Genomic DNA, 26714 nt, shown 5'->3' with positions numbered 1-26714 from the left:
AAGTCCAAGCATGACGGACGAGGGCTTCGGGACTTCGTCATCATTCTGAGGCCCCCAATCGGGGGCGCTTCAAAATCAGGCAACGTCCGCGACGAAAATATCCTGCCAGGCGTCGTAAGCGGAAAGAACCGTTTCCATCTGCGCCGTGTGGCCGGTGATGAAGTCATCGCCGTAGATCGTCTCATCAGGATATTCGGTAATCAGCGTCATCGGCACTGTGTGGCGGTCGTCGATGGACGACAGGCACGGGAAACCGTTGATGATGCGGAAACCGGTTTCACCGGCGTGAATCTCATAAAGCGCGATCTGGCGGTTGTTGTAATCCAGCAGGCCCGGAATGGCGCCGAGATGGCGGGTAACCCGGTCGAGCAGGGCTTCCGCCTGCTTTTCCCAATCCGCATGGTGGCGGATGATGAGGAAGAAACCCTTCGGCAGGGTCCACATGGCGAAATTGCGCGGCACATAACCGGAAAGCGGACGGGTCCATTCGTGCGAGGGATAACCGTGCAGGTTCACATGCAGGCTCGCGCCGCTCATCTCCTGCGCGCTGAAACGGATTGCCTTCTCGTTGAGATGGACGCCCGAATTTTCCCGCGTGCGATATTCGAGATCGTCGCCGAGCGCCGTGTACCGCGCCGCATGGTGCATGTGGCGTGGATTGTCGGCGCGCAGCCGCTGGTGCAGGGCATAACCATCGGGGTTTTCCAGCGGCGAAATGGTGAAATGCGCGCCCTGTCTTTCCGCAAGTTTGCAGGCGGCGCGGACGGCGCCAACGATGCCGGTGGTTTCATTGGGATGCTGGCCGCCGCTGATCATCACGGCGGCATCGCTGCCCGCGACATAACGGGCGGCAAGAACGCGGCCCGACCGCGAGCGGGCCTCGAACGCCTCGCCGTCGATCTCGGCAAGCATACGCGCGATCTGACCCGCCGCCACCGGTTCGCGGGCCTCGTCGATCCGCTGTTCGCCGCCATCCAGGAAAGCGGTGGTGAGTGCACGGGTCTCGATACGGACCGAAACGTCGCCGTTGCTTTTGACGACTTCCGGAACGATCTGGCCGGGTTTCAGGCCGCGGTCGCCCAGCGGCCGGCCGGACTTCTTCTGGAAGAATTCGAGGAGGGAGAAATAGAAATCCTCATGCAGCGCTTCACGCAGGCTGACCACCTCTTCCCCGACCGGCAGCGCCATGTCTTCGGACGGGTGCGTGACGCGGATGTTCAATTCCTCGAAATAGGGTTCTTCATCGCCCCAGCCGTGATTGGCAACGGCATTGATTGCCGCTTCGAAAAGCTGCTCGTAATCCGTCTCCAGCCGCTCGCCCGTAGCGTCACCGGCCGGACGGAACCAGCCGGTTGGCGAGACATTGGTTTCGCCGACGATATCGGTATGAACCCGGTTGGGAGCGAGAACCTTCAGGGTTTCCTTCTTGCCGTTGCGGCTCAGCGTAACGTCATAATGAAGGGCGTCGTCGTCGCGGGCGATAAAATCGATCTTCGCGTCGCCGGCTAGTGCCGCCAGCGGATAGGCCTCCAGCCGGAAACGATTGGCGGGTGCATTGGCGTGCACCGGGTAATGCACCTCGATGGCATCGACGCCACCAAGATTGATCTCTTCCAGAAAGGTGAAGAGAAGTGGCTTGTAGGCGCTGCGGATGCGGGCACTGACGCCTTTTTTCTTCAGCCTTTCTTCGGCCTCGCGGCGGCTTTTGGCGTCATCGAACGTCCATGCCTCGAAGGACTGGCCGGGCGCGGCATTGGCGAGAAGCACATCCAGAGTACGCTTGAAGGTCTGGTCGAAAATCTGGCTCATCACGATCACCTTGAGGTTCTGCCGGTGGGGTCGAGGCTGTCGCGCAGCCAGTCACCGAGAAGGTTGAGGCCAAGCACGGTCAGAAGGATGGCAAGACCGGGGAAGACGCTGACCCACCATGCCGTCTGCAGATAGGTGCGGCCATCCGCCAGCATGCCGCCCCAGCTCGGAATGGTCGGATCGACACCGAGGCCGAGGAAGGTGAGGCTGCTTTCCAGCAGGATGTTGTTGGCGACGTTGAGCGTCATCAGCACGATGACCGGGCCGATCAGGTTCGGCAGAAGGTGCTGGAGGATGATGCGCCAGTCCTTCACGCCAATGGCGCGGGCGGACAGGATGAATTCCCGTTCGCGCAGCGTCAGCACCGAGCCGCGCACCAGACGGGCATATTGTACCCATTGCGAGACGATCAGGAGGATGATGGTGTTGGTGAGGCTGCCGCCAACAATTGCGATGAAGGTGATCGCCAAGAGAATGAAGGGCATGGCGAGCTGGATATCGGCAAAGCGCATGACCAGCATGTCCCAGAAGCCGCGATAATAACCGGCGACCAGGCCGACGATCACGCCGAAGACCACGGCCCCGATGACCGAGGTGAAACCGACGAGCAGCGAAATCTTGCCGCCGGCCACGACACGGGCCAGTACGTCACGGCCGAGCGGATCGGTGCCGAGCGGATGGGCGGCGCTAGTGAAGGGCTTGGCAAGGCGCGCCATCAGGTCGATCTTTTCGGCACCGCCCGGAAACAGCACGTCGGAAAGAAGAACGGCAAGGCAGATGACGACGGTAAGCAGGGCGCCGAGGATGAATTCGAGATTGTTGAAGCGCGACAGGCGCGAGGTTTTGGCAGCCATCGTCAATTACTCCGTGCGGATGCGCGGATCGACCAGCCCGTAGGCGATATCGACCAGAAGGTTGATGCCGACGATCATCAGCGACAGCACGGTGATGACGGCCTGAAGCACGGGATAGTCGCGCGCGCCCACCGCATCGAAGGCGAGCGTGCCGAGACCCGGCCAGTTGAAGACGCGCTCGATGACGACGATGCCGCCGAGAAGTCCGCCGAATTGCAGGCCGAAATAGGTAATCAGCGGAATGGCGCAGTTACGCAGCGCATGCTTGTAAAGCACCTTGTTTTCGCTGAGGCCCTTGGCGCGCGCCACCATGACATATTGCGAGCGCAGCGTATCGAGCATCGCCGTGCGCACCAGACGCACATTGGTAGCCGTCAGGATAACGCCCATGGTGACCGATGGCATGATGTAGCTTGCAAAGCCGCCCATGCCGCTTGGCGGCAGCCAGCCGAGCGTGATGGAGAAAAGCAGCACCAGCATGGTGGCCAGCCAGAAATTGGGGAAGGACAGGCCGACGAGCGAGAAGATACGGATCACCTGATCGGCCGTCTTGCCGCGCGAGGTCGCGGCCTTGATGCCGAGCGGAATGGAAAGCGCAATCGACACCGCCATGGAGATGAAGGCGAGAAGCAGCGTGGCGGGCAGGGCATCGGCGATGAGCCGCGATACCGGCGTGCTGCCGGTGAAGCTGCGGCCGAAATCGAGCGTAACCAGGCCTTTCAGGAAGCTGAAATATTGCACGAAGAACGGCCGGTCGGTTCCAAGCGCCGCACGAATGCGCGCCAGATCGTCTTCCGTCATGCTGCCGCCGCCCTGGAACATGGTGACAGCCGGATCGCCCGTCAGGCGGATGGCGAAGGAAACGAGAAGGGTGATGGCGATGACGACGAAAATCGCCTGCAGCAATCGCTTGATGAGGAAACCGGCCACGTTTTTTACCTTGAAGAGAGACCCGACCTTGCCCGCGGGATGGCGGGCAAGGCGCTTTTTGGGAGGATAAGCCTGATTATTCGACGGTGACGTCGGTCAGCTTCAGGCGGTTATCCGGCGGTGCCACGAAACCCTTGACCCGCTTGTTGATGCCGTAAATGGCATTGGTGTTGTAAAGCGGAATTTCCAGCGCGCGCTCGGCGGCATAGGCGCCGACTTGCTTGAGGATCTTTTCGCGCTCGGCTCGGTCAGTCAGCGGGCGCTGCGATTCCAGCAGCTTGTCCAGCTTCTCGTCCTTGTCGTAAGGATTCCACTTTTCACCCGAGTGGTACATGGAATAGGCTGTGTTGTCGTAATCGAAGGTCCAGCCGCCCCACTTCTGCTGGAACATGGCGCCGGTCTTGCCCTGCGGGATGATGTCGTTCAGGAGCACGTTGGTCTCATAGGGCTTGATGGTGGCGGTGATGCCGACCATGGACAGATAGCTGGAGATGACCTGCGCGACTTCGTTCATCGTCGCATCGTTGCCTCTGATATCGATCTGCAGTGCCGCACCCGGCTTGACGCCGGCTTCCGCGAGCAGCTTCTTTGCGCCTTCCGGATCATAAGGCAGCGGCTTCAGATCGGCGTCGTAACCGAAGGACAGCGCGCTCTGGAAGCTGGCGATTTCCGAGGCCTGACCGGCAAGGATCGACTTGACGATCGTGCCGCGATCAACGGCCATGATGATGGCCTTGCGCACCTTGGGATCAGCGGTGATGCCGTCACGAGTGTTGAAACGCAGCGCATCCACCGTCGGGCCTGGAACGCTGACGATCTCCAGCTTGGAATCGCCTTCGATGACCGGGATCATGCCGATCGGGATGGTGGGCGGAATGACGAGATCGACGCGGCCGGCCTGCAATTCGGCAACCGCAGTCGCCGGCTCGGCGATGAAGCGGAATTCCAGTTCGGAGAGCTTTGGTGCGCCGCCCCAGTAATCCGGGTTGGCTTCAAGCGTGATGTTGGTCTTCGGCGCATAGGAGACGAATTTGAACGCGCCGGTGCCGACCGGGTTGAGGTTGAAATTATCCTCACCCTTTTCCTGAATGTATTTCGGCGGCACGATCATGCCGCCATAACCGGCAAGCTTGGTCAGAAGCACCGGATCGGGCGCCTTGAGCTTCATGTCGACGGTGTAGTCGTCAATGACGTCGACGCTTTCGATGGCGACATAGTTGGAGCGCTGCGGGCCCTTGGCACCCTGTTCRCCGAGAAGGCGCTCGAAGGTGAACTTGACGGCGGCGGCGTTGAAGGGCTCGCCATTATGGAACTTGACGTTCTGGCGCAGCTTGAAGCGGATGCGCTTGCCTTCATCCAGCTCTTCCCAGGATTCGGCAAGGCCGGGCACAAGTTTCAGGTCCGGACCGCGATAGGTCAGGCCATCGAAGATGTTGGTGGCGACAGCTGCCCATTGCACCAGGAAGGTGTCGATCGGATCCCAGCTGCCGGGGTCCTGCGGGCTGGAAATGGTCATCTTGCCAGCGGCGAAAGCCGGCGCTGCGGTGAAGGCCGTGCCGGCCAGCGCAAGCGCGACGAACGTTGCCGTCATCCCCTTTTTGATTTTTGTCATCTACCTGTTCCTCTTCAGATGGTTACGGTTTTGGTTATTGTTCAGGCACTCTTCGCGATGAAGTGGCCTGGATTGATTTCCTCATGGGCGAGAATGGCGGGCTCATCGCCGACGCGGCGCACGGGATTGGGAATTTCGCCCTCGATCATGGCGATGCGGCGCTCGATCAGGGGATCGGCAACCGGCACTGCGGAAAGCAGCCGGCGCGTATAATCATGCGTGGGCGTTTCGAAGACCTGCTGGCGGCTGCCCATTTCCATGATCTGGCCGAGATAAAGCACCGCGACGCGGTGGCTCATCTTTTCCACCACCGCCATGTCATGGCTGATGAACAGGTAAGCAAGACCACGTTCCGCTTGCAAATCCATGAACAGATTGATGATCTGCGCCTGGATGGAGACATCGAGCGCCGACAGCGCTTCGTCGGCGATAATGAGCTTAGGATCGGAGGCGAGCGCGCGGGCAATGCAGACACGCTGCCGCTGGCCGCCCGAAAACTCGTGCGGATACCGCGATGCATGTTCCGAACTCAGACCCACCCGTTCCAGCAGCTCATCCACCCGGCGGCGCACCGCCTTGGCATCGTTGATCAGGCTGTGGGTGTTGATTGGTTCGGCGATCGAGAAGCCTACCGTCTTGCGCGGATCGAGCGAGGCGAAGGGGTCCTGGAAGATATATTGCACTTCCTGCCGCATGCGGAAACGTTCCGCCGCCGACATCTCAGAATAGCTGCGGCCGTTGAAGGATATTTCGCCTGATACCGCCGATTGCAGCTGCTGGATTGTGCGGCCGATGGTGGATTTGCCCGAACCGGATTCACCGACCAGCGCCAGTGTCTCCCCGGCGTGGATGTCGAAGCTGACCTTCTGCACGGCGCTGCAACGGTGCGTCGCCTTGCCGAACAGGTTCTTGCGAATATCGAAGCGAACGAACAGGTCGCGAACCGAAAGCAGCGGCTTCTCATCGTATTTTGCGGTGTTCTGCACCCGTTCCTCGCCCACCACGACCGGCTGGCCATCCTGCAGGACGGTGAGCGGAAGGCGCTTGGGAAACTCTTCGCCGGTCATGCTGCCGAGGCGCGGAACGGCGGAAAGCAGCGCCCGCGTATAGGGATGCTGCGGATTGGCGAAGATGTCCTTGACCGGGCCTTCCTCAACCTTCCTGCCTTTCCACATCACGACGACGTCATCGGCCATTTCCGCCACCACGCCCATGTCATGGGTGATGAAGACCATGCCCATGCCGAGCTTCTTTTGCAGGTCGCGCATGATGTTGAGGATCTGCGCCTGAATGGTGACATCAAGTGCCGTCGTTGGTTCGTCGGCGATCAGCAGCTTCGGCCGACAGGCAAGCGCCATGGCAATCATCACGCGCTGGCGCATGCCGCCGGAAAGCTGATGCGGATAACGGTGCAGAAGCTCGGCCGCATCCGGCAATCGCACCATGTCGAGCAACTTTTTTGCCTCGGCCATGGCCGCCGCCTTGCCCATTTTCTCGTGCAGGACAAGCACTTCGCAGATCTGGTCACCGATGGTGAAGACCGGGTTCAGCGACGTCATCGGCTCCTGGAAGATCATGGCGATCTCCTTGCCGCGGATCGACCGCATTTCCTTCTGCGATGCCTTCAGCAGATCCTTGCCTTCGAACATGATGCGACCGGCGGGGTAAGTCGCGCCCATCATATCCGCAAGACGCATGGTCGAGAGCGACGTGACCGATTTGCCCGATCCGGATTCGCCGACGATCGCCACCGTCCTGCCGGCTTCCACGGCAAAGGAAATATCGTCCACGACGCGGCTGTCGCCGAACTCAACGCTCAGGTTTTCAACCGAGAGGAGGGCGTTGCGGTTTGCGGCAGTCATGTCAGCGTCTCCGGCTTGGCATGCGCGGCAATGCCGGCGCGGCCATCTGAAATAGTGAGGGGGCAAGGGCGTGGGGCAGGCGCGCGGGATGAAACGCTGTGCCGGAGGATGGGAGTGTCAAAAAGAAAGCGCATGGCGTTTCAGGCGCGATGTAGATTGGCTGCTGCCGGTCGATACGGAAATTGCGACCTGGTCGAAGTGCTACGGGCGACCTCACCGGTGCCGGTAAAATGCCTGTTGCCAGTCTCAGAATCGATGATGCGCATGAACTTGTATTCCCCACCCCTTGTTTTACAAAAAAGCTAACAAAACAGGACAATCATGTCCAGAGTGTTGAACAATTTTTGTATACTGCTCTACAAATACGCAAGTGCATTTATTTTGGGCGCGGGTGTGCCGAAGGGCCGGACCCCGATTAAGGGATGTTTTTAGTCTGTATTGAGGATGTATCGATTTCAGTGGTTGTGGGTGCCGCTGCCCGTGATACAGGCCGGACGAAGACCATTGAAAAAGGATACCGGGTATGACGAATAGAACGGGTGCGGTCAGGCTATCCGGCTTCCTCCGTTGCGCATCGGTGCAGGATGTCCAACTTGTGGAAAGCCATCTACCCGATCACATTCGCCTGACCAGAGCGGAGCCGGGCTGTATTTCTTTTGAGGTATCGCAGACCGAAGACCCCCTGATCTGGAGGGTGGAAGAGCTTTTTGTGGACCGCGCTGCTTTCGATTTTCATCAGCAGCGCACGCGCGCATCTAAGTGGTTTGTGGCCACCTCCGCCATTCCACGGGACTATGAGATAGTGACGCTGGCGTAAATAAAGACAGGCCGCAGCGGCATTCCTGCCGGCTGCGGCCTGTTTGGATTTTTGAAGCACCAGTGGACTGGTGTCTGCGCCTATTCCTTCGGCATGCCGATCGGTGGCGCAAGACGCCGCTGCGCAGCGATGCGGAAGGGGGCGTTCATCGCGCCATATCCGCCGTAGGCACCGCGCCTTTCGACGATTTCGAAGAAGAACCCTTCGCCGAAGGTGCGGCTGTAGATCTGGAAATATTCGCCGTTGTCGTCCCTGTCGTAGAGGATGCTTGCTTCCCGGAGTGCGTCGGAGAATTCCGGTTCCAGCCCGAAGCGGGCCTMCAGATCGTCATAATAATTGCGCGAGATCGGCAGGGCGTGAAAGCCGCGCGCATGCAGAGCCTTGGCGGTGGCGAAGATATCGTCCGTGGCGAACGCGATGTGCTGGATGCTGGTGCCGAAACCTTCCGCCAGAAATTTGCCGGCGAAGGTCTTTCGGTTGTCGGCGCCGTTCATGGTCAGGCGGAAACGCGGGGAGGGCACGCTTTCTATGGCCTGGCTGCGCACCAGACCGCCGGGATCGACCACATCCACCATCGGAGTGCGGCGCGTTGAAAACAGCGATGTGTAAAACAGAAGCCAGGTCAGCATTTCATCGTAATGCGTGGTTTGCGCAAGATGGTCGATGCGGGTCAGTCCGGTATTGCCTGCCGGTGCCGTCGCATCTACCGGTGCGAATTCATTGTCCCAGATGGAGGCGAGCGCCGTGGACCCGTCGAGGAAATAGATGACGCCATTGCCCACGCCCTGAATGGCTGGAACCGCGACTTCGCCGGATTTGCGCGGTTCGGCGAATGTCGGCGCGCCCAGAGCTGCCGCACGCGCAAGCGCTGCCTGCGCATCATCGACCTTCAGGCCGAATGCATAGGCATTGGTGCCGTGGATGGAGTAGGATGCACCGGCGAAACTCTCACCGGTACCGCCGGTATTGATGACGATGCGAATGTCGCCCTGCGTGTAGAGATCGACRTCGCGATTGCGGTGCCTCGCGGTTTTATCAAAACCAAGTGTGGCGAGCAGCGCTTCCAGATTGGCCTTTTCCTCCGGTGCCGTTGTGAACTCGACAAACTCCACGCCTTCCGTCTGCACCCGCTCAGGCATGGCGGGCGCCTCGATGCGGATGTCGGGCTCCAGACGGCGCACCTGATCCATGAGGTTGATGAGCGAACGATGGCCGTCCTCAGCCAAAAGGCGCGCCGAGCCACCGCGGAACTGGTCGTTGAAGATTTCGAGCGACAGCGGGCCGCTATAACCGGTTGCGGCGACAGCGCGCATGAAATCCACCACCGGCAGATCACCTTCGCCGGGCATGTTGCGGAAATGCCGGCTCCAGTACAACAGGTCCATGTCGATCAGCGGTGCGTCGGCCAATTGCACGATGAAGATCTTGTCGCCGGGAATGGAGCGGATGGAGTTGGGATCGATCTTGCGCGACAGCGTGTGGAAGCTGTCGAGGATGATACCGACATTGGGGTGATCGGCGCGGCGCACCACTTCCCACGCATCGCGATGATCGCTGATGTGCCGGCCCCAGGCCAGCGCCTCGTAACCCACGCGAACACCATGCCTGGCCGCAAGCTCGCCAAGCTCGTGGAAATCGGCGGCGGCGCGGTCTATKCCACCCAGCGACACCGGCGAGACATTCGAGCAGATCAGCATCAGATCGGTCCCGAGTTCGCCCATGATGTCGAATTTACGCCCTGCGCGCTCGAAGGCGCGGGCGCGGTGCGGTTCCGGCATGCCTTCGAAATCGCGGAACGGCTGGAAAAGCGTGATATCCAGCCCATGATCCGCCGCAAGGGCCCTAACCTCGCGCGGCGAGGCGTCGTAGGTCAGGAAATCGTTCTCGAAAATCTCCACGCCGGTGAAACCGGCTTTCGCAATGGCCGCCAGTTTCTCCGGGAATTCGCCGCTGATGGAGACGGTGGCGATGGAAGTACGCATTGGCACGCCCTGTTTGCCTGTGTCATAGCTCGCCATATTGCGTTCCTTTTCAGCGTTATGTACTAATTGGTTAATAATAGGGGTGCGGCGGCAAGCCGTATACCCTGCTGATGGATGGATCATGACAAAAAGCGCAACTTCGAACGGCACCAGCGAAACCCGGCAGGCGAAGCGCGATCCGGAAGGCGTGCGCCGAGACATTCTTTCCGTTGCGATGGAGGAGTTTTCGCAAAACGGCCTGTCGGGAGCGCGCATCGACGAGATCGCCGCCCGCACGCGCACGTCCAAGCGGATGATCTATTATTATTTTACCGACAAGGAAGGGCTTTACCAGCGCGTTCTTGAAGAAGCCTATGCCAAGGTGCGTGGCGGCGAGAGCGATCTGGAGCTGGATGGTCTGGAGCCGGTTGCGGCGCTCGAAAAGCTCTGTCGGTTCACTTTCGATCACCATCGCCGCAACCCGGCTTTCATCCGCATGGTGATGATCGAGAACATTCATCACGGCCGGCACATGCAATCGTCCGGAACGATCCGCCAGCTCAACCGGCCGGCCATCGATGCCCTGGAAAGCGTGCTGCTGCGCGGCCAGAAGAGCGGCATTTTCCGCAACGGCATCAATGCGCTGGAACTGCACTGGCAGATCAGCGCGCTGTCCTTTTTCAACGTCTCGAACGTCGCAACCTTCTCTTTCATCTTCGGCGACGGGCTGTTTACCGAGAAGGGTCAGCAAACATTGTCGCATCACGTCAGCGACATGGTGTTGCGATATGTGCTGAGCCCGGACCATATCACGAAGATCGGGAAAGACGGCCGATGAGGTGGCTGAGCGCCACCCCGTAACCTTCGATGCCGAGACCGGCGATCACGCCTTCGGCGCGCGTCGAGATATAGGAATGGTGGCGGAAGATCTCCCGTTTGTGGATGTTGGAAATGTGAACCTCGATCACCGGTGCCTCGAAGGTATTGAGTGCATCGAGGATCGCCACCGAGGTATGGGTAAAGGCACCGGGATTGATGACGATGCCTGCCGATGTGCCGCGCGCCGCATGGATCCAGTCTATCAGCTCGTATTCCCGGTTGCTCTGGGCAAAGAATATCTCGTGCCCCGCCGCCTCGGCAATCGCGCGGCAATTGGCCTCCACATCGGCCATCGTCTCGTAGCCGTAGATTTCCGGCTGGCGTTGGCCGAGCAGGTTGAGGTTCGGTCCGTTAAGTATGGTGAAAAGGCTCACGCCACACCCTCTTTCGTGCAAATTTCGGTAAAATGTGCCGTCATGCGCTCTGCATCAGGTTCACGGCCGCAGAACAGCCGAAACGCGCCAACAGCCTGAAACACCGTCATGCCGCCGCCGGGCAGGGTGCGACAGCCTTTTTGGGCCGCCGTCGCCAGAAGCTCGGTCACCAGCGGCATATAAACGATATCGGCCACCCAGTGCCGTTGTTCAAGGAGGTCGGCCTTGACCGGCATGCCGGGATGGGCGGGCATGCCCATCGGTGTGGCGTGGATCAACCCATCCGCGAAGGGCAGGGAATCTGCCGGGTCTTTCACGGCAAAGGCGTGGCCTTCGCCAAAACGGGCGTTGAGTTCGGCAGCCAGATGCTCGGCGCGGCTGAAATCGCGGTCGCAGATATCGAGATGGGTAATGCCGAGTTTCAGCGCCGCATGGGCCACCGCAACGCCTGCACCACCAGCACCGACCAGCAGCGCCCGGTCTCGTTTCGCATCCGGCAGGCCGCGCATGAAGCTCTCGTAAAATCCGTACCAGTCCGTATTGTGCCCAATGCGACGTCCGTCCTTGAAGACGACGGTGTTGACCGCGCCGAGCATGCGGGCATCATCAGACAATTCATGCAGGTGCGGAAGGACCGCCTGCTTGAAGGGATGGGTAATGTTGGTGCCGGCAAAGCCGCGCGATTCCAGCTCATTGAGCAGATCGGGAAGCGCGCTTTCCGGCAGCTTGCGCGCCACGACATCGACAAGCTCGTAGGAATAATCGAGGCCGTGGGCAGCCCCTTCGCGCATGTGCAGCGCGGGAGATTTGGAAAGCTGGATGTCGGCGCCAATCAGGCCGACCTTGAAGGATTTGGTGTCTGTCATGATCAGGTCATCGCTCATCGAACGTGGTGGGAGAGGCGGGGGTCATCCCCGCCTGCCTGTCGGCTCCGGGTGAGCCTTAGTGATGGGCGAGAATTTCGCCGAGGAATGTGCGGGTACGCTGGTGCTTGGGATCGCGGAAGAACTCGTCCGGCGGGCCTTCCTCGATGATTTCGCCTTCCGACATGAAGACCACACGGTCGGCAACCTGCCGGGCAAAGCCCATTTCATGGGTCACGCAGATCATTGTCATGCCGTCGCGGGCAAGACCGATCATCGTGTCGAGCACTTCCTTGACCATTTCCGGATCAAGCGCCGAAGTCGGCTCATCGAACAGCATGGCTTTCGGCTCCATGCAGAGCGCACGGGCAATCGCTGCGCGTTGCTGCTGGCCGCCGGAAAGCTGCGCCGGATATTTATCGGCCTGATTGAGAATGCGCACGCGCTCCAGATATTTGCGCGCGGTCGCTTCCGCATCGGCTTTCGACAGGCCCTTCACCCGCATGGGCGCCAGGGTGCAGTTTTCCATGATGGTCTTGTGCGGGAAGAGATTGAAGCTCTGGAACACCATGCCCACTTCACGCCGAACGGCATCGATGGCGCGGGTCGAATCCGAAAGCGTGGTTCCTTCGACCGTGATCTTGCCCTCCTGGATTTCTTCCAAATGGTTGATGCAGCGGATAAGGGTGGATTTTCCTGAACCGGACGGGCCGCAAAGAACGATTTTTTCGCCTTTGCGAACCGTCATGTTGACGCCTTTCAGCGCATGGAAGGCTCCATACCACTTTCCAACCCCTTCAAGGGCGATCAGCGGAGCCTGTGCGGCGGAGGATTGCGACATGGAACTTTCCTTCATGCTGGGAAGCAGCGTTAGTTAACGGTGTAGGGAATGTCAGGAAGCGAGGCCGGGAAGTCCGGAACCGGGCGCTTCATCCATTTGGCATAGACTTTTGCGAGCTCGCCATTGGCCTTGGCTTTGTCGAGCCAAGCGTTGAGTGCCTCGTTCCAGTCCTTTTCACCGGGGCGCGTGGCGGCGCTGTTGTAGAGGGTCACGAGGTCGAACTTCACCTCGTAATCCTTGCCGCCAGCGGCTGCGAGACGGTCACCATAAAACTGGTTGCCGCCGATTGCCTCGATCTGGCCCGACAGGATCGCCTGAATGGTGGCGGCGTCATCGTCGAAACGCAGAATTTTTGCCTTGGTACCGGCACCTGCGGTCAACGCCGTGTCCATCGGACTGGATTTCGGCGCGCCGACGGTCATTCCCGTGAGATCGTCGAAGTTGGCGATCTTCTTGTCCTTGGTGGCATAGACCGACATGACGTTATGCGCGTAAGGCTGCGCATATTGTACGTTTTTCGCGCGTTCCGGCGTCATCCCCATCGACGCGAACAGGGCATCGACCTTTCCGGTGCGAAGCGACGGGATGCGGTTGGCGACTGCAAGCGGTACGAACTCCACTTTCAGTCCAAGATAGTCCGCAAACCCGCGGGCCAAATCCGCATCATAACCTTCCTGAACACCAGAGGAATTTATGAAGCCCCAGGGCGCGTTGTCGCCCTGAATGCCGATGATGATCTTGCCGCTGGACTTTGCTTCTTCAAGTGTTCTGGCTTCTGCGCCTGCGGGTGTCAGGATTGGCAGCAAAGCTGCTGCCAATCCGACGGCGATGGCTGTTCGCCAACGCGTCTGTTTGTTAAAGATTCCCATTGGTTACTCCTCCCAATCCAGCCTCTTCCGGTCTTCACTTCACGGTGAAAGGAATATCCGGCAGGCTTTCCGGGAAAGCGGGAACTTCGCGCTTCATCCACTTGTCGTAGATCTTGGCAAGCTGRCCATCCGACTTGATCTTGTCGAGGAAGGCGTTGACGGTCTCGTTCCAGTCCTTTTCACCCGGACGGGTGCCGGCGCCGTTGTAAAGCGTCGTCAGGTCGAACTTCGGCTCGTATTTGCCGTTGGCAGCCTGATTGAGGCGGTCGCCATAAAACTGGTTGCCACCGACAACCTCGACCTGGCCGGAAATCAGCGCCTGAATGTTGGCGGCATCGTCGTCAAAGCGCAGGATCTTGGCCTTGGAGCCTGCACCTGCCGTGATCGCCGTGTCCATGGCGCTGGACTTAGGAACGCCGACGGAAACGCCGGTCAGATCGTCATAGTTGCCGATCTTCTTGTCCTTGGGGCCGTAGACGGAAAGCACGTTACCGGCATAGGGCTTGGAATACTGGATGGTCTTGGCGCGCTCGGCGGTCATGCCCATGGTTGCGAACAGCAGGTCGACCTTGCCCGTCAGAAGGGCCGGAATGCGGTTTGCCACGGCAAGCGGTACGAATTCGACCTTGACGCCGAGATATTCGGCAAACGCCTTGCCGATATCGGCATCGAGGCCGTCCTGAACGCCGCTCGAATTGACGAAGCCCCATGGCGAATTGTCGCCCTGAATGCCGATTACGACCTTGCCCTTGGCCTTGGCCTCATCCACCGTGCCGGCGAAGGCGTCGACCGGTGCGATAAAGGGCAGGGCGACCGTTGCTGCGGCGAGCGCGAGCAGGGTGCGACGTGAGAATTTACCGTTGGATTTCATCTTTTGCTCCTCCTTACAAAGCTTGATGACATGTTGATGGGTATTAGCGGGAAGCGGCTTGCATCCGCTTTTCTACACTGGCGCCCCACAGGGAAAGCGGCCAGCAGATCAGGAAATACATGATGCCGACGATGGCAAAGACCGTCAGCGGACGGAACGTCTGGTTGGAGACGATCTGGCCGGCGCGGGACAGTTCGACGAAGCCGACAATGGCGGCAAGCGACGTGCCCTTGATGAGCTGCACCAGAAAACCGATGGTGGCGGGCAGCGAAATCTTGAAGGCCTGCGGCAGAACCACGTCCTTCATTCGCGACACGTAGTGCAGGCCAAGCGCGTTGGCGGCTTCGGTCTGACCCTTCGGCACAGCCTGAATGCCACCGCGCCAGATTTCACCCAGAAAGGCGCTGGCATGCAGGGTGAATGCGATGGCGACCGCAATCCAGGCATCGACATTCAGGCCCGCAAGCGCCACGCCGTAATAGACGACGAAAAGCTGCATCAGGAGCGGTGTGCCCTGGAAAATCGCGATGAAGCCGGTGCTGGCGCGCTGGATCGCCGGGGTTTCGGCAACGCGGCCAAGCGCGACGCAAAGGCCGAAAATGCCGCCACCGATGAAGCCGATCAGGGTCAGCGCAAGGGTCCATTTCAGGCCCTGCAGCAGGAAGAACAATTCGTTGGAACCGATGGATGCCATTGTCTTTTCCTCACTTGACCGGATAGCTGAACGATGTGCGGGAGATGAGGGAAAATACCCCCATCATCAGCGAGGAAATGACCAGATAAAGCAGCGTGATCGAGAAATAGACCTCAAAGGAGCGGAAGGTGTCCGCTTCGATCTGCTGGGCCACCGAGGTCAGCTCGTAAGCCGCAATCGAGGTACAGACCGAAGTGGTCAGCGTCAGCATGATGAACTGGCTGGTGAGTGACGGATAGACCGCCCGAAGCGCCGGCTTCAGAATGATGTGCCGGAAGATCTGCGCCCGGTGCAGGCCAAGCGCCAATCCCGCCTCAACCTGACCCTTGGGAATGGAATCGACGCCGCCGCGAATGATTTCAATGGCATAGGCGCCGCCGTTCAACGCAAGCGCAATGATGGCCGTGACCGTGGGGTTAAGCTTGATGCCGATTTGCGGCAGGGCGAAGAAGATGAAGAATATCTGCACCAGAAACGGCGTGTTGCGAATGGCTTCCACGAACCCGATGACCAGACCGCGCAGCAGCTTGAAGCGCGAGCGGCGGGCCACGACGCCGAGAACCCCGATGACGGTGGCAAGCGACATGCCGGCGATTGCAAGGCCGATCGTTGCAAGACAGGCCAGAAGCAGCTCGGGCAGACGGTCTATGACCGCCGAAAAATCGAGACTGTAAGACATATTTCCTCCCAACCCGTTCGGGTCCGAACAGACGTTTCGCCTTGTTCGCATCGCTTTGGAAACCCTGTGGCTCCAAAGCCCTCCGTTTGTTTTTACCGTGCCGGGGAAGCTCCACACTTCTGTGCCAGCATAGCGTTAACCTGAATGTTTGTACCAGTTAGTTCAATTTTGTGTCAAGCGCCAACTCCGGTTAGAAACAGCTTAAAGATCACTTTTTCTTCATTCRTCTTGTTCAAGAAAGTCGTTTTTTATCAACGACTAATGTGATTGGTCGCAAGCGTTTTCATCGCGCGCCCGCGCCATTCCCATCTCGCTGGCAAAAGCGCCCGAAGGCCGCTCAGTCCTMGCGAAAATCTGTCATTCCCTYTTTATTCTTCGCTTGCTCCCAGCCGGTCGATCTGCCCCGCGAGGCGCTCGGCGATCAGGAGTGAGGACCCCGTTGCCGTCACCATTTGCGGCAGCGACAGCCATTCGAGCATCCAGCCCGCGCCCGAACGTTCCTGTTCGTGAACGAGAGACTGGTGCAATGCCGAAATCTGCACGGCGTTGAAGCGTGCCAGCGTCACCAGCGTTTCCGCATTGACCGGGTTCTGCTTGTGCGGCATCGCCGAGGAACCACCCCCGCCGCTCATGCGAATTTCGGCGCCTACTTCGGCCAGAAGCGCGATATCCTGCCCGAACTTGCCAAGCGTGCCGGTGACGAGCGACAGCAGATTGGCAAGCTCGGCGATACCGTCGCGCTGGCTGTGCCACTGCGGCCTGTCAGAAAGGCCGAGACGCTTTGCGAGATCGGCGCGGACAGTGCCGGCATTGTCGCCGAGCTTTTCCAACGTGCCGGCCGCGCCGCCGAACTGGACGGCAAAACCGTGCTGCAAAAACGTGTCTATCCGAACCAGATGCCGTTCCAGCGGATCGATCCAGCTTGCCACCCTRTCGCCGACCGTKATGGCGATTGCGGCCTGCATGCGGGTATATCCCGTCAGCGGGTTGCTGCCATCGCGGGCCGCAATATCACCCAGCGTATCGATGAGGCGGCCGAGCCGTGCCGCGATGATTTCCGCTGCCGCCTTCAGCCGCAGCATCAGGCTGGTATCGATGACATCCTGGCTGGTGGCGCCGAAATGCAGCTTTTCCGCCGCAGTACCGGCAACCGCCGCCCGCATCTGCCGGACAAGTTCCGGCACCACAACGCCGTCCTTGGCGACGCCATGGCGAAGCGCGGTGGTATCGGCGGCAAAATCGGAAAGGCGCGAGACGATCGCATCCGCCGCATCCGCTTCAATGACGCCCGCCCCGGCTTGCGCCTGCGCCAGCGCCGTCTCGAAACGGATCATGGCATCGATATCCGCTCTGGCCGAAAACAGCTCAACGATTTCGCTGTCGCCAAAAAGGCCGGAGAGAAACGGATGTTCGAAGGGGGAAAGGCTCATCTCAGGTTACAGCTCCGCTCAGATATCGAAAAACACGGTTTCGCCCTCGCCCTGAAGGCGGATATCGAAACGATAGATGTTTCCTTCCTCCTTTTTGGCGACAAGGGTGGCGATGCGGCTTTTCTGCTCGACGCGGGCAAGGACCGGATCGGCGGCATTGGCCTCCTGCTCCTCGGGAAAATACATGCGGGTTTGCAGGCCGATATTGATACCGCGCGCCACGATCCAGAAAGTGATGTGCGGCGCCATCCACCGGCCGTCGCGGAAGGGMACCTTGCCGGGCTTGATGGTGTCGAAGATGAATTCGCCGGTATCCATGTCGCCGGGYGAGCGGCCCCAGCCGGTGAAATTCGGATCCGCCTTGCCGCGTGTTTCGCTGGGGCTGTTGTAATAACCGTCCGTATCCGCCTGCCAGATTTCGATCAGGGCGTCCTTAAGCGGCATGCCAGCGCCGTCGTAGACCGTGCCACGCACGCTTATGCGTTCGCCGCGAGCCTTGTCGTTATAGAGCGCGCCGGAGCCCAGGTCCTTTTCGAACACGCCCTCGATGCCAACGAAATTGGGGGTGCAGCCGATATGGACATATGGACCTGCCGTCTGCGACGCTGATTCCTTGAGATAACCGAGCGGCTGGACCATGATCAGTTGCCTTCCTTGCGATTTTCGAAAAACGTGGAGCGGCGGCCGCGAAGCACGATGTCGAACTTGTATGCCAGCATGTCCATGGGAATGTTTGAATTCATATCCAGCGGCGCGATCAGCCGCTTGATCGCATCCTCGTCCGGGATGGTTTTGACGATCGGACATTTCCAGATCAGCGGATCGCCTTCGAAATACATCTGAGTTATCAGCCGCTGGGCAAAACCGTGGCCGAAGACCGAGAAGTGGATATGGGCAGGCCGCCAGTCGTTGACGCCGTTCGGCCAGGGGTAAGCGCCAGGCTGGATGGTCTTGAACCAGTAATAACCGTTCTCATCCGTGATCGTGCGGCCGACGCCGCCAAAATTCGGATCGATGGCGGCGAGATAGGTTTCCTTCTTGTGGCGATACCGCCCGCCGGCATTGGCCTGCCAGAATTCCACGAGCGCACCGTCCACGCCGCGGCCGCGCTCGTCCAGCACCCGGCCGTGGACCAGAATGCGCGGGCCAATCGGCATTTCGCCAGGGCGGGCATAATTGAGGATCAGGTCGTTATCCAGCTCGTTCAGCAGGCTGTGGCCGAAAACCGGCCCGGTGATCTCGCTTTTGGTGCCTTCCAGCGAAATCAGGGCGCGCTGCGGAGAACGCAGGAYAGAGGTCTTGTACCAGGGAGCATAGGCCAGCGGATGAATGTCGCGGTCGCGTGCGAAGAACGGCCCGGTTTCGGGCTTTGTATTACTCATTTCGTCTCCTCCTCGTCGCGGGAACTATCGGCTTTCATGCCGGCCAGAGCAAGCTTGGCGGTCTTGAAAGCGTGGTTGGCGGCGGGCACGCCGGCATAGATTGCGACATGCAGCAGCGCTTCGCGAATATCCGCTTCGGTGGCGCCGGTATTGGCGGTGGCGCGCACATGCATGGCAAGTTCCTCGTCCTGCCCGAGTGCGGCAAGCAAGGCGATGGTGACCATCGAGCGCTCGCGCTTCGTCCAGTGGTTACCGGACCACACCGTGCCCCAGGCCGCTTCGGTGATGAGCTGCTGAAACGGCTGGTCGAACCCCGTYGTCACCGTCTGCGCGCGGTCGACATGCGCGTCACCGAGCACGGCGCGGCGYGTTTTCATGCCCTGCTCAAATCTCTCGTTCTTGTCGATATTGTCCGCCATCTGTCAGTGCTCCGGCAAGGTCTTCAGAAAATCACCGACCGCCTGCGCATAGGCGAGCGGTTGTTCAAGGCAWGGAATGTGGCCGCAGCGTGCAATGGTGGCGAGACGRCTTGCGGGAATGAGGTCCGCCAGTGATTGCACCAGTGCTGGCGGTGTCGACCCGTCTTCATCGCCCGCCACGCAGAGCGTCGGAACAGCGATGCGGCCCGCTTCGTGCGTGAAATCGGCATCGCGTATGGCGGCGCAGGTGCCGCTGTAACCGGCCTCCGGCTGTTGGGAAAGCATGTTGCGCGCGCCCGCATAAACCACGTTGTCCGGCTGGCGAAAGGCTGGTGTGAACCAGCGCTCCATCACCGGATCGATCAGCGAGGCAAGGCCATCAGCGGCGATCTTGTCGATGCGCGCGTTCCACATCTCGGCGGTGCCGATCCTGTGGGCGGTATTGCTGAGCACAAGGGCACGCACGAGATCGGGACGCCGGGCATAAATTCCCTGTGCAACCAGTCCACCGACYGACAGACCCCAGATGACCGCATTGTYRACGGAAAGATGATCGAGGATGGCAATCAGGTCGTCCGCGTGATCGTCTATCGAATAGGCAGGGCGGCCGATATCGGACAGGCCATGGCCACGTTTGTCGTGCAGGACGAAAGCATATTTGTCGCCAAGTTCCGCAATCACCGCATCCCAGATACGGAAATCGGTRCCAAGYGAATTGATAAAGGCGATGACCGGCTTGCCGCTTTCCAGTTCGTGCGCACGATAATGGATCGCGTTTTCGCCACAGCGCAGAAAATGCATGATGTACGTCCTCCTGTTGACGATATTGCAAGCRCGTTCCGGTTAAGTAAAATGACATTATCGGTGAAAAATATAACCAATGGATTATATGTTCGATGGTCGAGCAGCGTATAAAGTTCCGGCATCTTCAGACCTTCGTGGAGGTGGCGCGCCAGAAAAGCGTCATTCGTGCGGCGGAAATCCTGCATGTCAGCCAGCCGGCGGTAACGAAAACCATCCGCGAACTCGAGGAGATTCTGGGCGTCTCGCTGTTCGACCGCGAGGGGCGCGGCATCCGCATCAGCCGCTATGGCGAGGTGTTCCTGCGCCATGCCGGGGCGACGATGACGGCACTTCGCCATGCGGTCGATTCCGTCTCGCAGGAGGCGGCGCGTGCCGGCCCGCCGGTTCGCGTCGGTGCCTTGCCGACCGTATCGGTGAGGATCATGCCGAAAGCCATGGCGGGATTTCTTTCGGAAAAAACCGGCAGCCCGGTCAAGATCGTCACCGGTGACAATGCCGTTCTTCTGGAGCAATTGCGCGTCGGCGATCTGGATCTCGTCGTCGGGCGCCTGGCTGCGCCGGAAAAGATGGCGGGATTTTCCTTCGAGCATCTCTATTCCGAAAAGGTGCGGTTCGTCGTGCGCGCCGGCCATCCGCTGCTGTCGCCGGGCATTTCGGTTTTCGATCACCTGCACGAGTTCCCGGTATTGATCCCCACCCGCCAGTCGGTAATCGGTCCCATCGTCGAGCAGTTCCTGATCGCCAATGGGGTGCCGGCCTTGCCGATCCGCATCGAAACGGTATCGGATGCGTTTGGTCGCGCGTTCCTGCGCACCAGTGATGCCGTCTGGATCATTTCGGAAGGSGTGGTCGCAGGCGATGTGGCRGATGGAACTCTGGCGATCCTGCCGGTCGATACCGGCGATACCAGCGGTCCGGTCGGCTTGACGGTGCGGGCCGATACGCAGCCCTCACTGCCGCTGTCGCTACTGATACAGGCCATTCGCGAAGCTGCGCGCGAACTGCTCGACCCGAAGCCCGAAACTGTTTCCTAATAGGGAAGCCCGACATAGTTTTCCGCAAGCGCCGTGGAGGCAGCGCGGGAATGCACGAGGTAATCCAGCTCCGCTTCCTGGATGCGCTGGCCAAATTCGCCGGTATCGGGAAAGCGGTGCATCATTGTCGTCATCCACCAGGAAAAGCGCACGGCCTTCCAGACGCGGGATAGCGCTTTCTGCGAATAGGAATCGATGCCCGCTTCCGACCCTTCACGATAAAATTCGATGAGCGCCTCGCTGAGATAATGCACGTCGCTGGCAGCAAGGTTGAGGCCCTTGGCGCCGGTCGGCGGCACGATGTGGGCGGCGTCGCCCGCCAGAAACAATCGCCCGAAGCGCATCGGTTCGCACACGAAGGACCGAAGCGGTGCGATGGATTTTTCAAACGACGGTCCGGTCACCAGGGCATCGGCGTGGTTTTCCGGCAGGCGGCGGCGGATTTCATCCCAGAAGCGCTCATCGCTCCAGTCCTCCGGCCGGTCTTCCAGCGAACATTGCAGGTAATAGCGGCTGCGCGTGTGCGAGCGCATGGAACAGAGCGCAAAACCACTGGGATGGTTGGCATAGATGAGTTCGTGGCTGACAGGCGGCACTTCGGCCAGAATACCGAGCCAGCCGAAGGGGTATATCTTCTCGAATTCCTTGATCGAGCGCTTAGGCACGGATTTGCGGCTGACGCCGTGAAACCCATCGCATCCTGCAATAAAATCACAATCTATCCGATGGCTTACGCCGTCTTTCTCATAGGTGACATAGRGGCTGGCACCATCGAAATCATGMGGCTCCACATTCAAGGCTTCATAGATTGTGGTRAGCCCCGCTTTTTCGCGGGCATCCATCAGGTCGTGCGTCACCTCCGTCTGACCGTAGACCATTACCCGTTTGCCGCCGGTAAGATCGAAGAGGTCGATACGGTGATCGCGCCCGTCAAAGGTCAGCGAGAAACCGTCATGYGGCAGACCTTCCTTGTGCAGGCGTTTGTCGGCGCCAACTTTTTCCAGAAGGTGCACTGTRCCTTCTTCCAGCACCCCGGCGCGGACCCGACCGAGGATGTAGTCCTTGCCGGCCCGGTCGAGAATGACGGTATCGATGCCTTCATTGGCAAGCAGCTGACCAAGCAGCAGACCCGARGGACCGGARCCGATGATGACGACCTTGGTGCGCATTAGTTTCCTCCCGGAATTGTCTCCTGTCAGGAAATTGACCAAAGCGCGCGACAAGCTCAATGGACTTTCTGATCCGTAAATTGCACAATTCGACCATGATGAGCGGAGCCGGGGGTGACATGCGGGTTGCGGCGAATGAAGGCCTATATGGCGAGGAGACTGCGCAAGGAACCGCTTTCCGCTTTCATTGCGAGACGCTTTTTTCCAGAAGCAGCCTGCATCGCTTTGAAATCGGCCTGCACCGGCATGCCGCGTTCCTGCAAATCTTGTACATTTGGGGCGGCGAGGGCGATGCATTGCTGGATGGCCGCACCGAGGCTATCCGCCCACCGGTCGCCATTGTCGTRCCGCCGGGTTTCGAGCACGGCTTTCGTTTTTCGCGYGATATTGGCGGGGTGATCGTCACCGTGCTGCCSGGCGCGCTTGCCGCATCCGTRCAGGCGCTGCTGCTGCGGAATTTCCAGCAGCCCGTGTTGTTGCCGTTACAGGATTTCTCCGAGGGCGAGCGATTGCGCAGGGATTTCGAACATATCTCCGCGGAGTATGAAAGCCACGAGATAGGCCGGGAGGCCATGATCGAAGGTCAGCTTGCTACCGTGGCTGCGCTTCTTGCGCGAGCGGCGCGGCCTCTACTGGAGAGAACCGGGGAAGGTCCTGCGGAACAGCGCTTCGAACTCCTGCTGTCACTGATCGCCCGACATATTCGCGAGCCGCGCAAGGCGGCGTTTTATGCGCAGAAGCTCGGCCTTTCCGAGACCCATCTCAACCGTCTCGTCCGTTCCGTTTCCGGGCTCAGCCTGCAACGGCTTGTCGCCAGGCGACAGATCGAGATCGCCCAGCAGGAACTGATCTTCACCGTATCGACCGTGCAGATGATTGCGGAAGATCTCGGTTTTGCCGACCCGGCCTATTTCAACCGCTTCTTCAAGCGGGAAACAGGCATGACACCGCGGGCATGGCGATTGGCTGAACGGCGGAAAATGGGAGATGACGGCGCGGCTTCGGCCTCACCTCAGGCAAGCATTCTTCCCAGTTCACGCTGAACGGAAAGCAGTGCCGGCAGATATCGCTCCACCAGATCGTCCATCGACGCTACCGAGGCGGCAAGCCCGACATTGAGTGCTGCGACCGTCTGCCCGCGCACGGTTTTCACCGGCACGGCGATGGAGCGAAGGCCGATCTCCACCTCCTGATCGATCAGGGCATAACCACGATTGCGGGTCGCCTCGAGTTCGTCGAGCAGGGCGTCGATACCGGTCATCGTCTTTTCCGTCCGTGCCACCAGCCGCGAGTGTTCCAGGACCTCGCGCTGCCGTTCCGGTGTAAGGGCTGAGAGGAGAACGCGGCCCATGGAGGTGCAATAGGCGGGCAGGCGCGAGCCAGGCATGAGGGCGATGGACATGACCCGCTGCTGGGCGGCGCGCGCCACATACACGATTTCGGTTCCGACAGTGTCAGCAGACAGCGCCGCGTGGTGGCGCGGTCAAGGCCTGCGATGTCAGCGGCATCTGATATGGACAGGCGCGGGCGCTCGGCGCTGAACGCCTCGATCACCTTCAGCCCCTTGGCGAGACCGCCCATCATGTCTCTTTCGTTGACGGCCATGTCGCGGCTCCATTTGTGCGATATACGAACAAAAATCATATAACGCACAAAATTCTTGCCGTCGAGACGGATTCGGATTTAGCTCTCCGCCAAGCGGCCTTGCGGGTTCAACCGTTCGGCTGGATGGAGGATTGATATGGATAAGACAATCAACAGCGCAGCCGAGGCCATTTCCGGTATCGGTGACGGCGCGACTGTCATGATCGGCGGTTTTGGCGGCTCCGGCGCGCCCATCGAGCTGATCCACGCCCTGATAGACAAGGGACCGAAGAACCTGACGGTCATTAACAACAATGCGGGCAATGGGCGTATCGGCATTGCCGCAATGATCGATGCGGGCATGGTCAAGAAGATGATCTGCTCGTTTCCGCGCTCTTCCGATCCGCGCGCTTTCACCGACAGATATCTGGCCGGCGAAATCGAGCTGGAACTTGTGCCGCAGGGCACGCTTGCCGAGCGTATCCGTGCCGGTGGCGCGGGCATCCCGGCATTCTACACCCCGACTGCCTTTGGTACGGAGCTTGCCAATGGCAAGCCGATTGCCGAATTCGATGGCCGCTCCTATGTGCAGGAGCGCTGGCTGAAGGCGGATTTCGCCATCGTTAAGGCTGAGCTTGGCGATACCTACGGCAATCTCACCTACAACAAGGCGGGGCGCAATTTTAACCCGCTGATGTGCATGGCGGCAGCCACCACCATCGCCCAGGTTTCCAAGATCGTCGCTGCCGGCGAGATCGACCCCGAGCATGTCGTCACGCCAGGCATTTTCGTCAACGGCGTCGTGGAAATCGCCGATCCGCAACAGGAAGAAATTCTCATTCGCGCGGGAGTAGCCTACGCATGACCCAGCCAATCAACACTCGCGACGATATCAAGCTTTCCAACGCCCAGATCGCCTGGCGCGCGGCGCAGGACATTGAGGATGGCGCTTACGTCAATCTCGGTATCGGTTTTCCCGAAATGGTCGCCCGTTACCAGCCGCCCGGCCGTCAGGCTATCTTCCACACCGAAAACGGCATCCTGAATTTCGGCGAAGCGCCGCCGGAAGGTGAAGAGGACTGGAACCTCATCAATGCCGGCAAGAAGGCGGTGACGCTGAAGCCGGGTGCCTCCTTCTTCCACCATGCCGACAGCTTCGCCATGGTGCGCGGCGGGCATCTGGATGTGGCGATCCTCGGCGCCTATCAGGTGGCGCAGAATGGTGATCTCGCCAATTGGCGCGTTGGCTCCAAGGGCGTGCCCGCCGTTGGCGGCGCCATGGATTTGGTGCATGGCGCCAAGCAGGTTTTCGTCATCACCGAACAYGTGACGAAGAACGGCGAGCCGAAGCTTGTCGAAAAATGCGCCTTTCCGCTGACCGGCGTCGGCTGCATCACCCGCATCTAYACCAGCCATGCGGTGATTGACGTCGTGGATGGCCGTTTCGTTTTGCGCGAAAAGCTGGCTGACATGAGCTTCGATGAATTGCAGGCCATGACCGGCGCGCCTCTCCATGTCGATGGCGAAGTCGCTGATCTTGTCGCCCCGGAACTTTGAGGAACAACCGATGACCGATGCATTCATCTGCGACTATATCCGCACACCGATCGGCCGTTTCGGCGGTGCATTGTCTTCAGTGCGGGCTGACGATCTCGGTGCTGTGCCCTTGCGGGCGCTTGTCGAGCGTAACCCGTCCRTGGATTGGGAAGCCGTCGAGGACGTGATCTTYGGCTGCGCCAACCARGCGGGCGAAGATAACCGCAATGTTGCCCGCATGTCGCTGCTGCTGGCCGGCCTGCCAGTTTCKGTGACCGGAACCACGATCAACCGGTTGTGCGGTTCGGGCATGGACGCTGTCATCGCCGCTGCCCGCGCCGTCAAATCCGGCGAGGCGGAATTGATGATCGCAGGCGGCGTGGAAAGCATGAGCCGCGCGCCCTTCGTGCTGCCCAAGGCCGAAAGCGCTTTTTCACGCAACGCCGAAATCTACGACACGACCATCGGCTGGCGTTTCGTCAACCCGCTGATGAAGGCGCAATATGGCGTCGATTCCATGCCGGAGACCGGTGATAACGTCGCCGTCGATTATCAGGTCTCCCGCGAAGATCAGGACGCCTTTGCCGTTCGCAGCCAGCAAAAGGCAGCCGACGCGCAGGCCAATGGCCGCCTCGACAAGGAAATCGTCTCGGTCACGATCCCGCAGCGCAAGGGCGATCCGCTGGTGGTGTCTAAAGACGAACATCCGCGCGCGACGAGCCTTGAAGCCCTTGCAAAGCTGAAGCCGGTCAACAAGCGCGACGGTGCGACAGTGACGGCGGGCAATGCATCCGGCGTCAATGACGGTGCGGCGGCTCTCATCATCGCTTCGGCTGAAGCCGCAAAGAAATACGGCCTGACGCCGATTGCCCGCATTCTCGGCGGAGCAACTGCCGGCGTTCCGCCGCGCGTCATGGGCATTGGCCCCGCGCCTGCCTCAGCCAAGCTTCTGGCGCGTCTCGGCCTGAAACAGGAAGAGCTTGACGTGATCGAGCTGAACGAAGCCTTCGCYAGCCAGGGTCTCGCAACGCTTCGCCAGCTCGGCATTGCCGATGACGATGCGCGGGTGAATGCAAATGGCGGCGCGATTGCGCTTGGGCATCCGCTTGGGATGTCCGGTGCGCGCATTGCCGGCACMGCAGCACTCGAGCTTTCTCTGACCGGCAAGCGTTATGCGCTYTCGACCATGTGCATCGGCGTCGGGCAGGGMATTGCCGTGGCGCTCGAGCGGGTCTGACGGGACCGCGGCATTCGGTTCTGTTGAACGGTCCGGATGCCGCTGCCGCCGTGTCYTCACATATGTCGGCARGTGCTCAGGAACTCCACGCATGATTTTCTCGCGTTGGTGCATTCCAACTCCCCTCATTCCTGTGCTTGTCACAGGAATCCAGCCGACGCGCGCCTGCGCGRCGGAGGGAGTCTTTTCGGCCCAAGGACTTGG

General features: G+C 60.0%; 26 protein-coding genes and 1 pseudogene. 7 read left to right on the top strand and 20 right to left on the bottom strand.

What is annotated here, in order from left to right; genetic code table 11:
- Positions 1 to 75 precede the first annotated feature (75 nt).
- From AB4Z23_RS24725 to AB4Z23_RS24705, 5 genes are all read right to left on the bottom strand, one after another.
- Positions 76 to 1809 (bottom strand): M14 family metallopeptidase, encoded by a 1734-nt coding sequence (locus tag AB4Z23_RS24725; RefSeq protein ID WP_060642793.1) that lies wholly within the window; start codon positions 1807 to 1809, stop codon positions 76 to 78.
- Positions 1810 to 1814: 5 nt separating this feature from the next.
- Entirely contained in the window at positions 1815 to 2663 is an 849-nt protein-coding gene (locus tag AB4Z23_RS24720; RefSeq protein ID WP_004430999.1) for an ABC transporter permease, read from the bottom strand.
- A 6-nt stretch (positions 2664 to 2669) separates the two neighbouring features.
- Positions 2670 to 3593 (bottom strand): ABC transporter permease, encoded by a 924-nt coding sequence (locus AB4Z23_RS24715; RefSeq protein ID WP_003499197.1) that lies wholly within the window; start codon positions 3591 to 3593, stop codon positions 2670 to 2672.
- Positions 3594 to 3669: 76 nt separating this feature from the next.
- Positions 3670 to 5205, bottom strand: coding sequence for an ABC transporter substrate-binding protein (locus AB4Z23_RS24710; protein WP_441360919.1), 1536 nt, complete (start codon positions 5203 to 5205; stop codon positions 3670 to 3672).
- Between the two features lie 41 nt (positions 5206 to 5246).
- Complete coding sequence (locus AB4Z23_RS24705; protein WP_060642658.1) at positions 5247 to 7067, bottom strand: ABC transporter ATP-binding protein; 1821 nt, start codon at positions 7065 to 7067, stop codon at positions 5247 to 5249.
- Positions 7068 to 7590: 523 nt separating this feature from the next.
- Between AB4Z23_RS24705 and AB4Z23_RS24700 the strand changes: the two genes are divergently transcribed.
- Complete coding sequence (locus tag AB4Z23_RS24700; protein WP_013762362.1) at positions 7591 to 7884, top strand: putative quinol monooxygenase; 294 nt, start codon at positions 7591 to 7593, stop codon at positions 7882 to 7884.
- Positions 7885 to 7964: 80 nt separating this feature from the next.
- Here the strand turns inward: AB4Z23_RS24700 and AB4Z23_RS24695 are convergent, their stop codons facing one another.
- Positions 7965 to 9866 carry a bifunctional sugar phosphate isomerase/epimerase/4-hydroxyphenylpyruvate dioxygenase family protein gene (locus AB4Z23_RS24695; protein ID WP_441360931.1) on the bottom strand — a complete coding sequence of 634 codons (1902 nt, stop codon included), beginning with the start codon at positions 9864 to 9866 and terminating at the stop codon, positions 7965 to 7967.
- Positions 9867 to 9987: 121 nt separating this feature from the next.
- Here AB4Z23_RS24695 and AB4Z23_RS24690 point away from each other — a divergent pair, with 121 nt between their 5' ends.
- Positions 9988 to 10683: a TetR/AcrR family transcriptional regulator gene (locus AB4Z23_RS24690; RefSeq protein ID WP_004431011.1), complete on the top strand. Its 696-nt coding sequence runs from the start codon at positions 9988 to 9990 to the stop codon at positions 10681 to 10683.
- Here the strand turns inward: AB4Z23_RS24690 and aroQ are convergent.
- The 12 genes from aroQ to pcaD form a co-directional block, all read right to left on the bottom strand.
- A complete protein-coding gene (aroQ, locus tag AB4Z23_RS24685; RefSeq protein ID WP_004431014.1) occupies positions 10655 to 11098 on the bottom strand; it encodes a type II 3-dehydroquinate dehydratase in 444 nt (147 codons plus the stop codon). The two genes, AB4Z23_RS24690 and aroQ, sit on opposite strands and share 29 nt — an antisense overlap.
- A complete protein-coding gene (locus AB4Z23_RS24680) occupies positions 11095 to 11982 on the bottom strand; it encodes a shikimate dehydrogenase (protein WP_013762364.1) in 888 nt (295 codons plus the stop codon). Before AB4Z23_RS24680 ends, aroQ begins: the two co-directional genes overlap by 4 nt.
- 58 nt (positions 11983 to 12040) lie before the next feature.
- A complete protein-coding gene (locus tag AB4Z23_RS24675; protein WP_004431018.1) occupies positions 12041 to 12802 on the bottom strand; it encodes an amino acid ABC transporter ATP-binding protein in 762 nt (253 codons plus the stop codon).
- A 29-nt stretch (positions 12803 to 12831) separates the two neighbouring features.
- Positions 12832 to 13671 (bottom strand): transporter substrate-binding domain-containing protein, encoded by an 840-nt coding sequence (locus tag AB4Z23_RS24670; RefSeq protein ID WP_013762366.1) that lies wholly within the window; start codon positions 13669 to 13671, stop codon positions 12832 to 12834.
- A 34-nt stretch (positions 13672 to 13705) separates the two neighbouring features.
- Entirely contained in the window at positions 13706 to 14542 is an 837-nt protein-coding gene (locus AB4Z23_RS24665) for a transporter substrate-binding domain-containing protein (RefSeq protein WP_004431022.1), read from the bottom strand.
- Positions 14543 to 14585: 43 nt separating this feature from the next.
- Positions 14586 to 15236, bottom strand: a complete 651-nt coding sequence (locus AB4Z23_RS24660) for an amino acid ABC transporter permease (protein WP_004431025.1) — start codon at positions 15234 to 15236, stop codon at positions 14586 to 14588.
- A gap of 10 nt (positions 15237 to 15246) precedes the next feature.
- Positions 15247 to 15915: an amino acid ABC transporter permease gene (locus AB4Z23_RS24655; protein WP_004431026.1), complete on the bottom strand. Its 669-nt coding sequence runs from the start codon at positions 15913 to 15915 to the stop codon at positions 15247 to 15249.
- A gap of 368 nt (positions 15916 to 16283) precedes the next feature.
- Positions 16284 to 17345 (bottom strand): 3-carboxy-cis,cis-muconate cycloisomerase, encoded by a 1062-nt coding sequence (locus tag AB4Z23_RS24650; protein WP_019566998.1) that lies wholly within the window; start codon positions 17343 to 17345, stop codon positions 16284 to 16286.
- 18 nt (positions 17346 to 17363) lie between these two features.
- Positions 17364 to 17984, bottom strand: coding sequence for a protocatechuate 3,4-dioxygenase subunit alpha (gene pcaG, locus AB4Z23_RS24645; RefSeq protein WP_025595017.1), 621 nt, complete (start codon positions 17982 to 17984; stop codon positions 17364 to 17366).
- A gap of 2 nt (positions 17985 to 17986) precedes the next feature.
- Complete coding sequence (gene pcaH / locus AB4Z23_RS24640; protein WP_441360918.1) at positions 17987 to 18727, bottom strand: protocatechuate 3,4-dioxygenase subunit beta; 741 nt, start codon at positions 18725 to 18727, stop codon at positions 17987 to 17989.
- Complete coding sequence (gene pcaC, locus AB4Z23_RS24635; RefSeq protein WP_004431033.1) at positions 18724 to 19146, bottom strand: 4-carboxymuconolactone decarboxylase; 423 nt, start codon at positions 19144 to 19146, stop codon at positions 18724 to 18726. Before pcaC ends, pcaH begins: the two co-directional genes overlap by 4 nt.
- A gap of 3 nt (positions 19147 to 19149) precedes the next feature.
- Positions 19150 to 19947 (bottom strand): 3-oxoadipate enol-lactonase, encoded by a 798-nt coding sequence (gene pcaD, locus AB4Z23_RS24630; RefSeq protein ID WP_441360917.1) that lies wholly within the window; start codon positions 19945 to 19947, stop codon positions 19150 to 19152.
- 95 nt (positions 19948 to 20042) lie between these two features.
- Between pcaD and pcaQ the strand changes: the two genes are divergently transcribed.
- Positions 20043 to 20984, top strand: coding sequence for a pca operon transcription factor PcaQ (gene pcaQ / locus AB4Z23_RS24625; RefSeq protein WP_019567002.1), 942 nt, complete (start codon positions 20043 to 20045; stop codon positions 20982 to 20984).
- Here pcaQ and pobA read toward each other — a convergent pair.
- Positions 20981 to 22153, bottom strand: a complete 1173-nt coding sequence (pobA, locus tag AB4Z23_RS24620; protein WP_441360916.1) for a 4-hydroxybenzoate 3-monooxygenase — start codon at positions 22151 to 22153, stop codon at positions 20981 to 20983. The two genes, pcaQ and pobA, sit on opposite strands and share 4 nt — an antisense overlap.
- 119 nt (positions 22154 to 22272) lie before the next feature.
- Between pobA and AB4Z23_RS24615 the strand changes: the two genes are divergently transcribed.
- A complete protein-coding gene (locus tag AB4Z23_RS24615; RefSeq protein ID WP_145166907.1) occupies positions 22273 to 23196 on the top strand; it encodes a helix-turn-helix domain-containing protein in 924 nt (307 codons plus the stop codon).
- On the opposite strand, the pseudogene AB4Z23_RS24610 reads toward AB4Z23_RS24615, so the two are convergent.
- Positions 23166 to 23758, bottom strand: a pseudogene (locus AB4Z23_RS24610) (IclR family transcriptional regulator domain-containing protein). The gene AB4Z23_RS24615 and the pseudogene AB4Z23_RS24610 overlap by 31 nt on opposite strands.
- 136 nt (positions 23759 to 23894) lie before the next feature.
- Here AB4Z23_RS24610 and AB4Z23_RS24605 point away from each other — a divergent pair.
- From AB4Z23_RS24605 to pcaF, 3 genes are read left to right on the top strand one after another with little or no spacing between them, the layout of a single operon-like run.
- Positions 23895 to 24602: a 3-oxoacid CoA-transferase subunit A gene (locus tag AB4Z23_RS24605; protein WP_441360915.1), complete on the top strand. Its 708-nt coding sequence runs from the start codon at positions 23895 to 23897 to the stop codon at positions 24600 to 24602.
- Complete coding sequence (locus tag AB4Z23_RS24600) at positions 24599 to 25294, top strand: CoA transferase subunit B (protein ID WP_025595010.1); 696 nt, start codon at positions 24599 to 24601, stop codon at positions 25292 to 25294. The genes AB4Z23_RS24605 and AB4Z23_RS24600 overlap by 4 nt, the downstream gene beginning before the upstream one ends.
- Positions 25295 to 25304: 10 nt before the next feature.
- Complete coding sequence (gene pcaF, locus AB4Z23_RS24595; protein WP_441360914.1) at positions 25305 to 26510, top strand: 3-oxoadipyl-CoA thiolase; 1206 nt, start codon at positions 25305 to 25307, stop codon at positions 26508 to 26510.
- Positions 26511 to 26714: the final 204 nt, after the last annotated feature.

The sequence above is a fragment of the Agrobacterium sp. MCAB5 genome (assembly GCF_052114365.1).
In the GTDB taxonomy this organism is placed as follows: domain Bacteria; phylum Pseudomonadota; class Alphaproteobacteria; order Rhizobiales; family Rhizobiaceae; genus Agrobacterium; species Agrobacterium tumefaciens.
This window is presented reverse-complemented; position numbering and strand designations above follow the sequence as displayed.

What these genes read in the sequence shown, in the direction of transcription:
- AB4Z23_RS24725 (WP_060642793.1), bottom strand. Translation starts at nt 1,809, where the DNA reads ATGAGCCAGATTTTCGACCAGACCTTCAAGCGTACTCTGGATGTGCTT.
- AB4Z23_RS24720 (WP_004430999.1), bottom strand. Translation starts at nt 2,663, where the DNA reads ATGGCTGCCAAAACCTCGCGCCTGTCGCGCTTCAACAATCTCGAATTC.
- AB4Z23_RS24705 (WP_060642658.1), bottom strand. Translation starts at nt 7,067, where the DNA reads ATGACTGCCGCAAACCGCAACGCCCTCCTCTCGGTTGAAAACCTGAGC.
- AB4Z23_RS24700 (WP_013762362.1), top strand. Translation starts at nt 7,591, where the DNA reads ATGACGAATAGAACGGGTGCGGTCAGGCTATCCGGCTTCCTCCGTTGC.
- AB4Z23_RS24690 (WP_004431011.1), top strand. Translation starts at nt 9,988, where the DNA reads ATGACAAAAAGCGCAACTTCGAACGGCACCAGCGAAACCCGGCAGGCG.
- AB4Z23_RS24680 (WP_013762364.1), bottom strand. Translation starts at nt 11,982, where the DNA reads ATGAGCGATGACCTGATCATGACAGACACCAAATCCTTCAAGGTCGGC.
- AB4Z23_RS24675 (WP_004431018.1), bottom strand. Translation starts at nt 12,802, where the DNA reads ATGTCGCAATCCTCCGCCGCACAGGCTCCGCTGATCGCCCTTGAAGGG.
- AB4Z23_RS24670 (WP_013762366.1), bottom strand. Translation starts at nt 13,671, where the DNA reads ATGGGAATCTTTAACAAACAGACGCGTTGGCGAACAGCCATCGCCGTC.
- AB4Z23_RS24660 (WP_004431025.1), bottom strand. Translation starts at nt 15,236, where the DNA reads ATGGCATCCATCGGTTCCAACGAATTGTTCTTCCTGCTGCAGGGCCTG.
- AB4Z23_RS24655 (WP_004431026.1), bottom strand. Translation starts at nt 15,915, where the DNA reads ATGTCTTACAGTCTCGATTTTTCGGCGGTCATAGACCGTCTGCCCGAG.
- AB4Z23_RS24605 (WP_441360915.1), top strand. Translation starts at nt 23,895, where the DNA reads ATGGATAAGACAATCAACAGCGCAGCCGAGGCCATTTCCGGTATCGGT.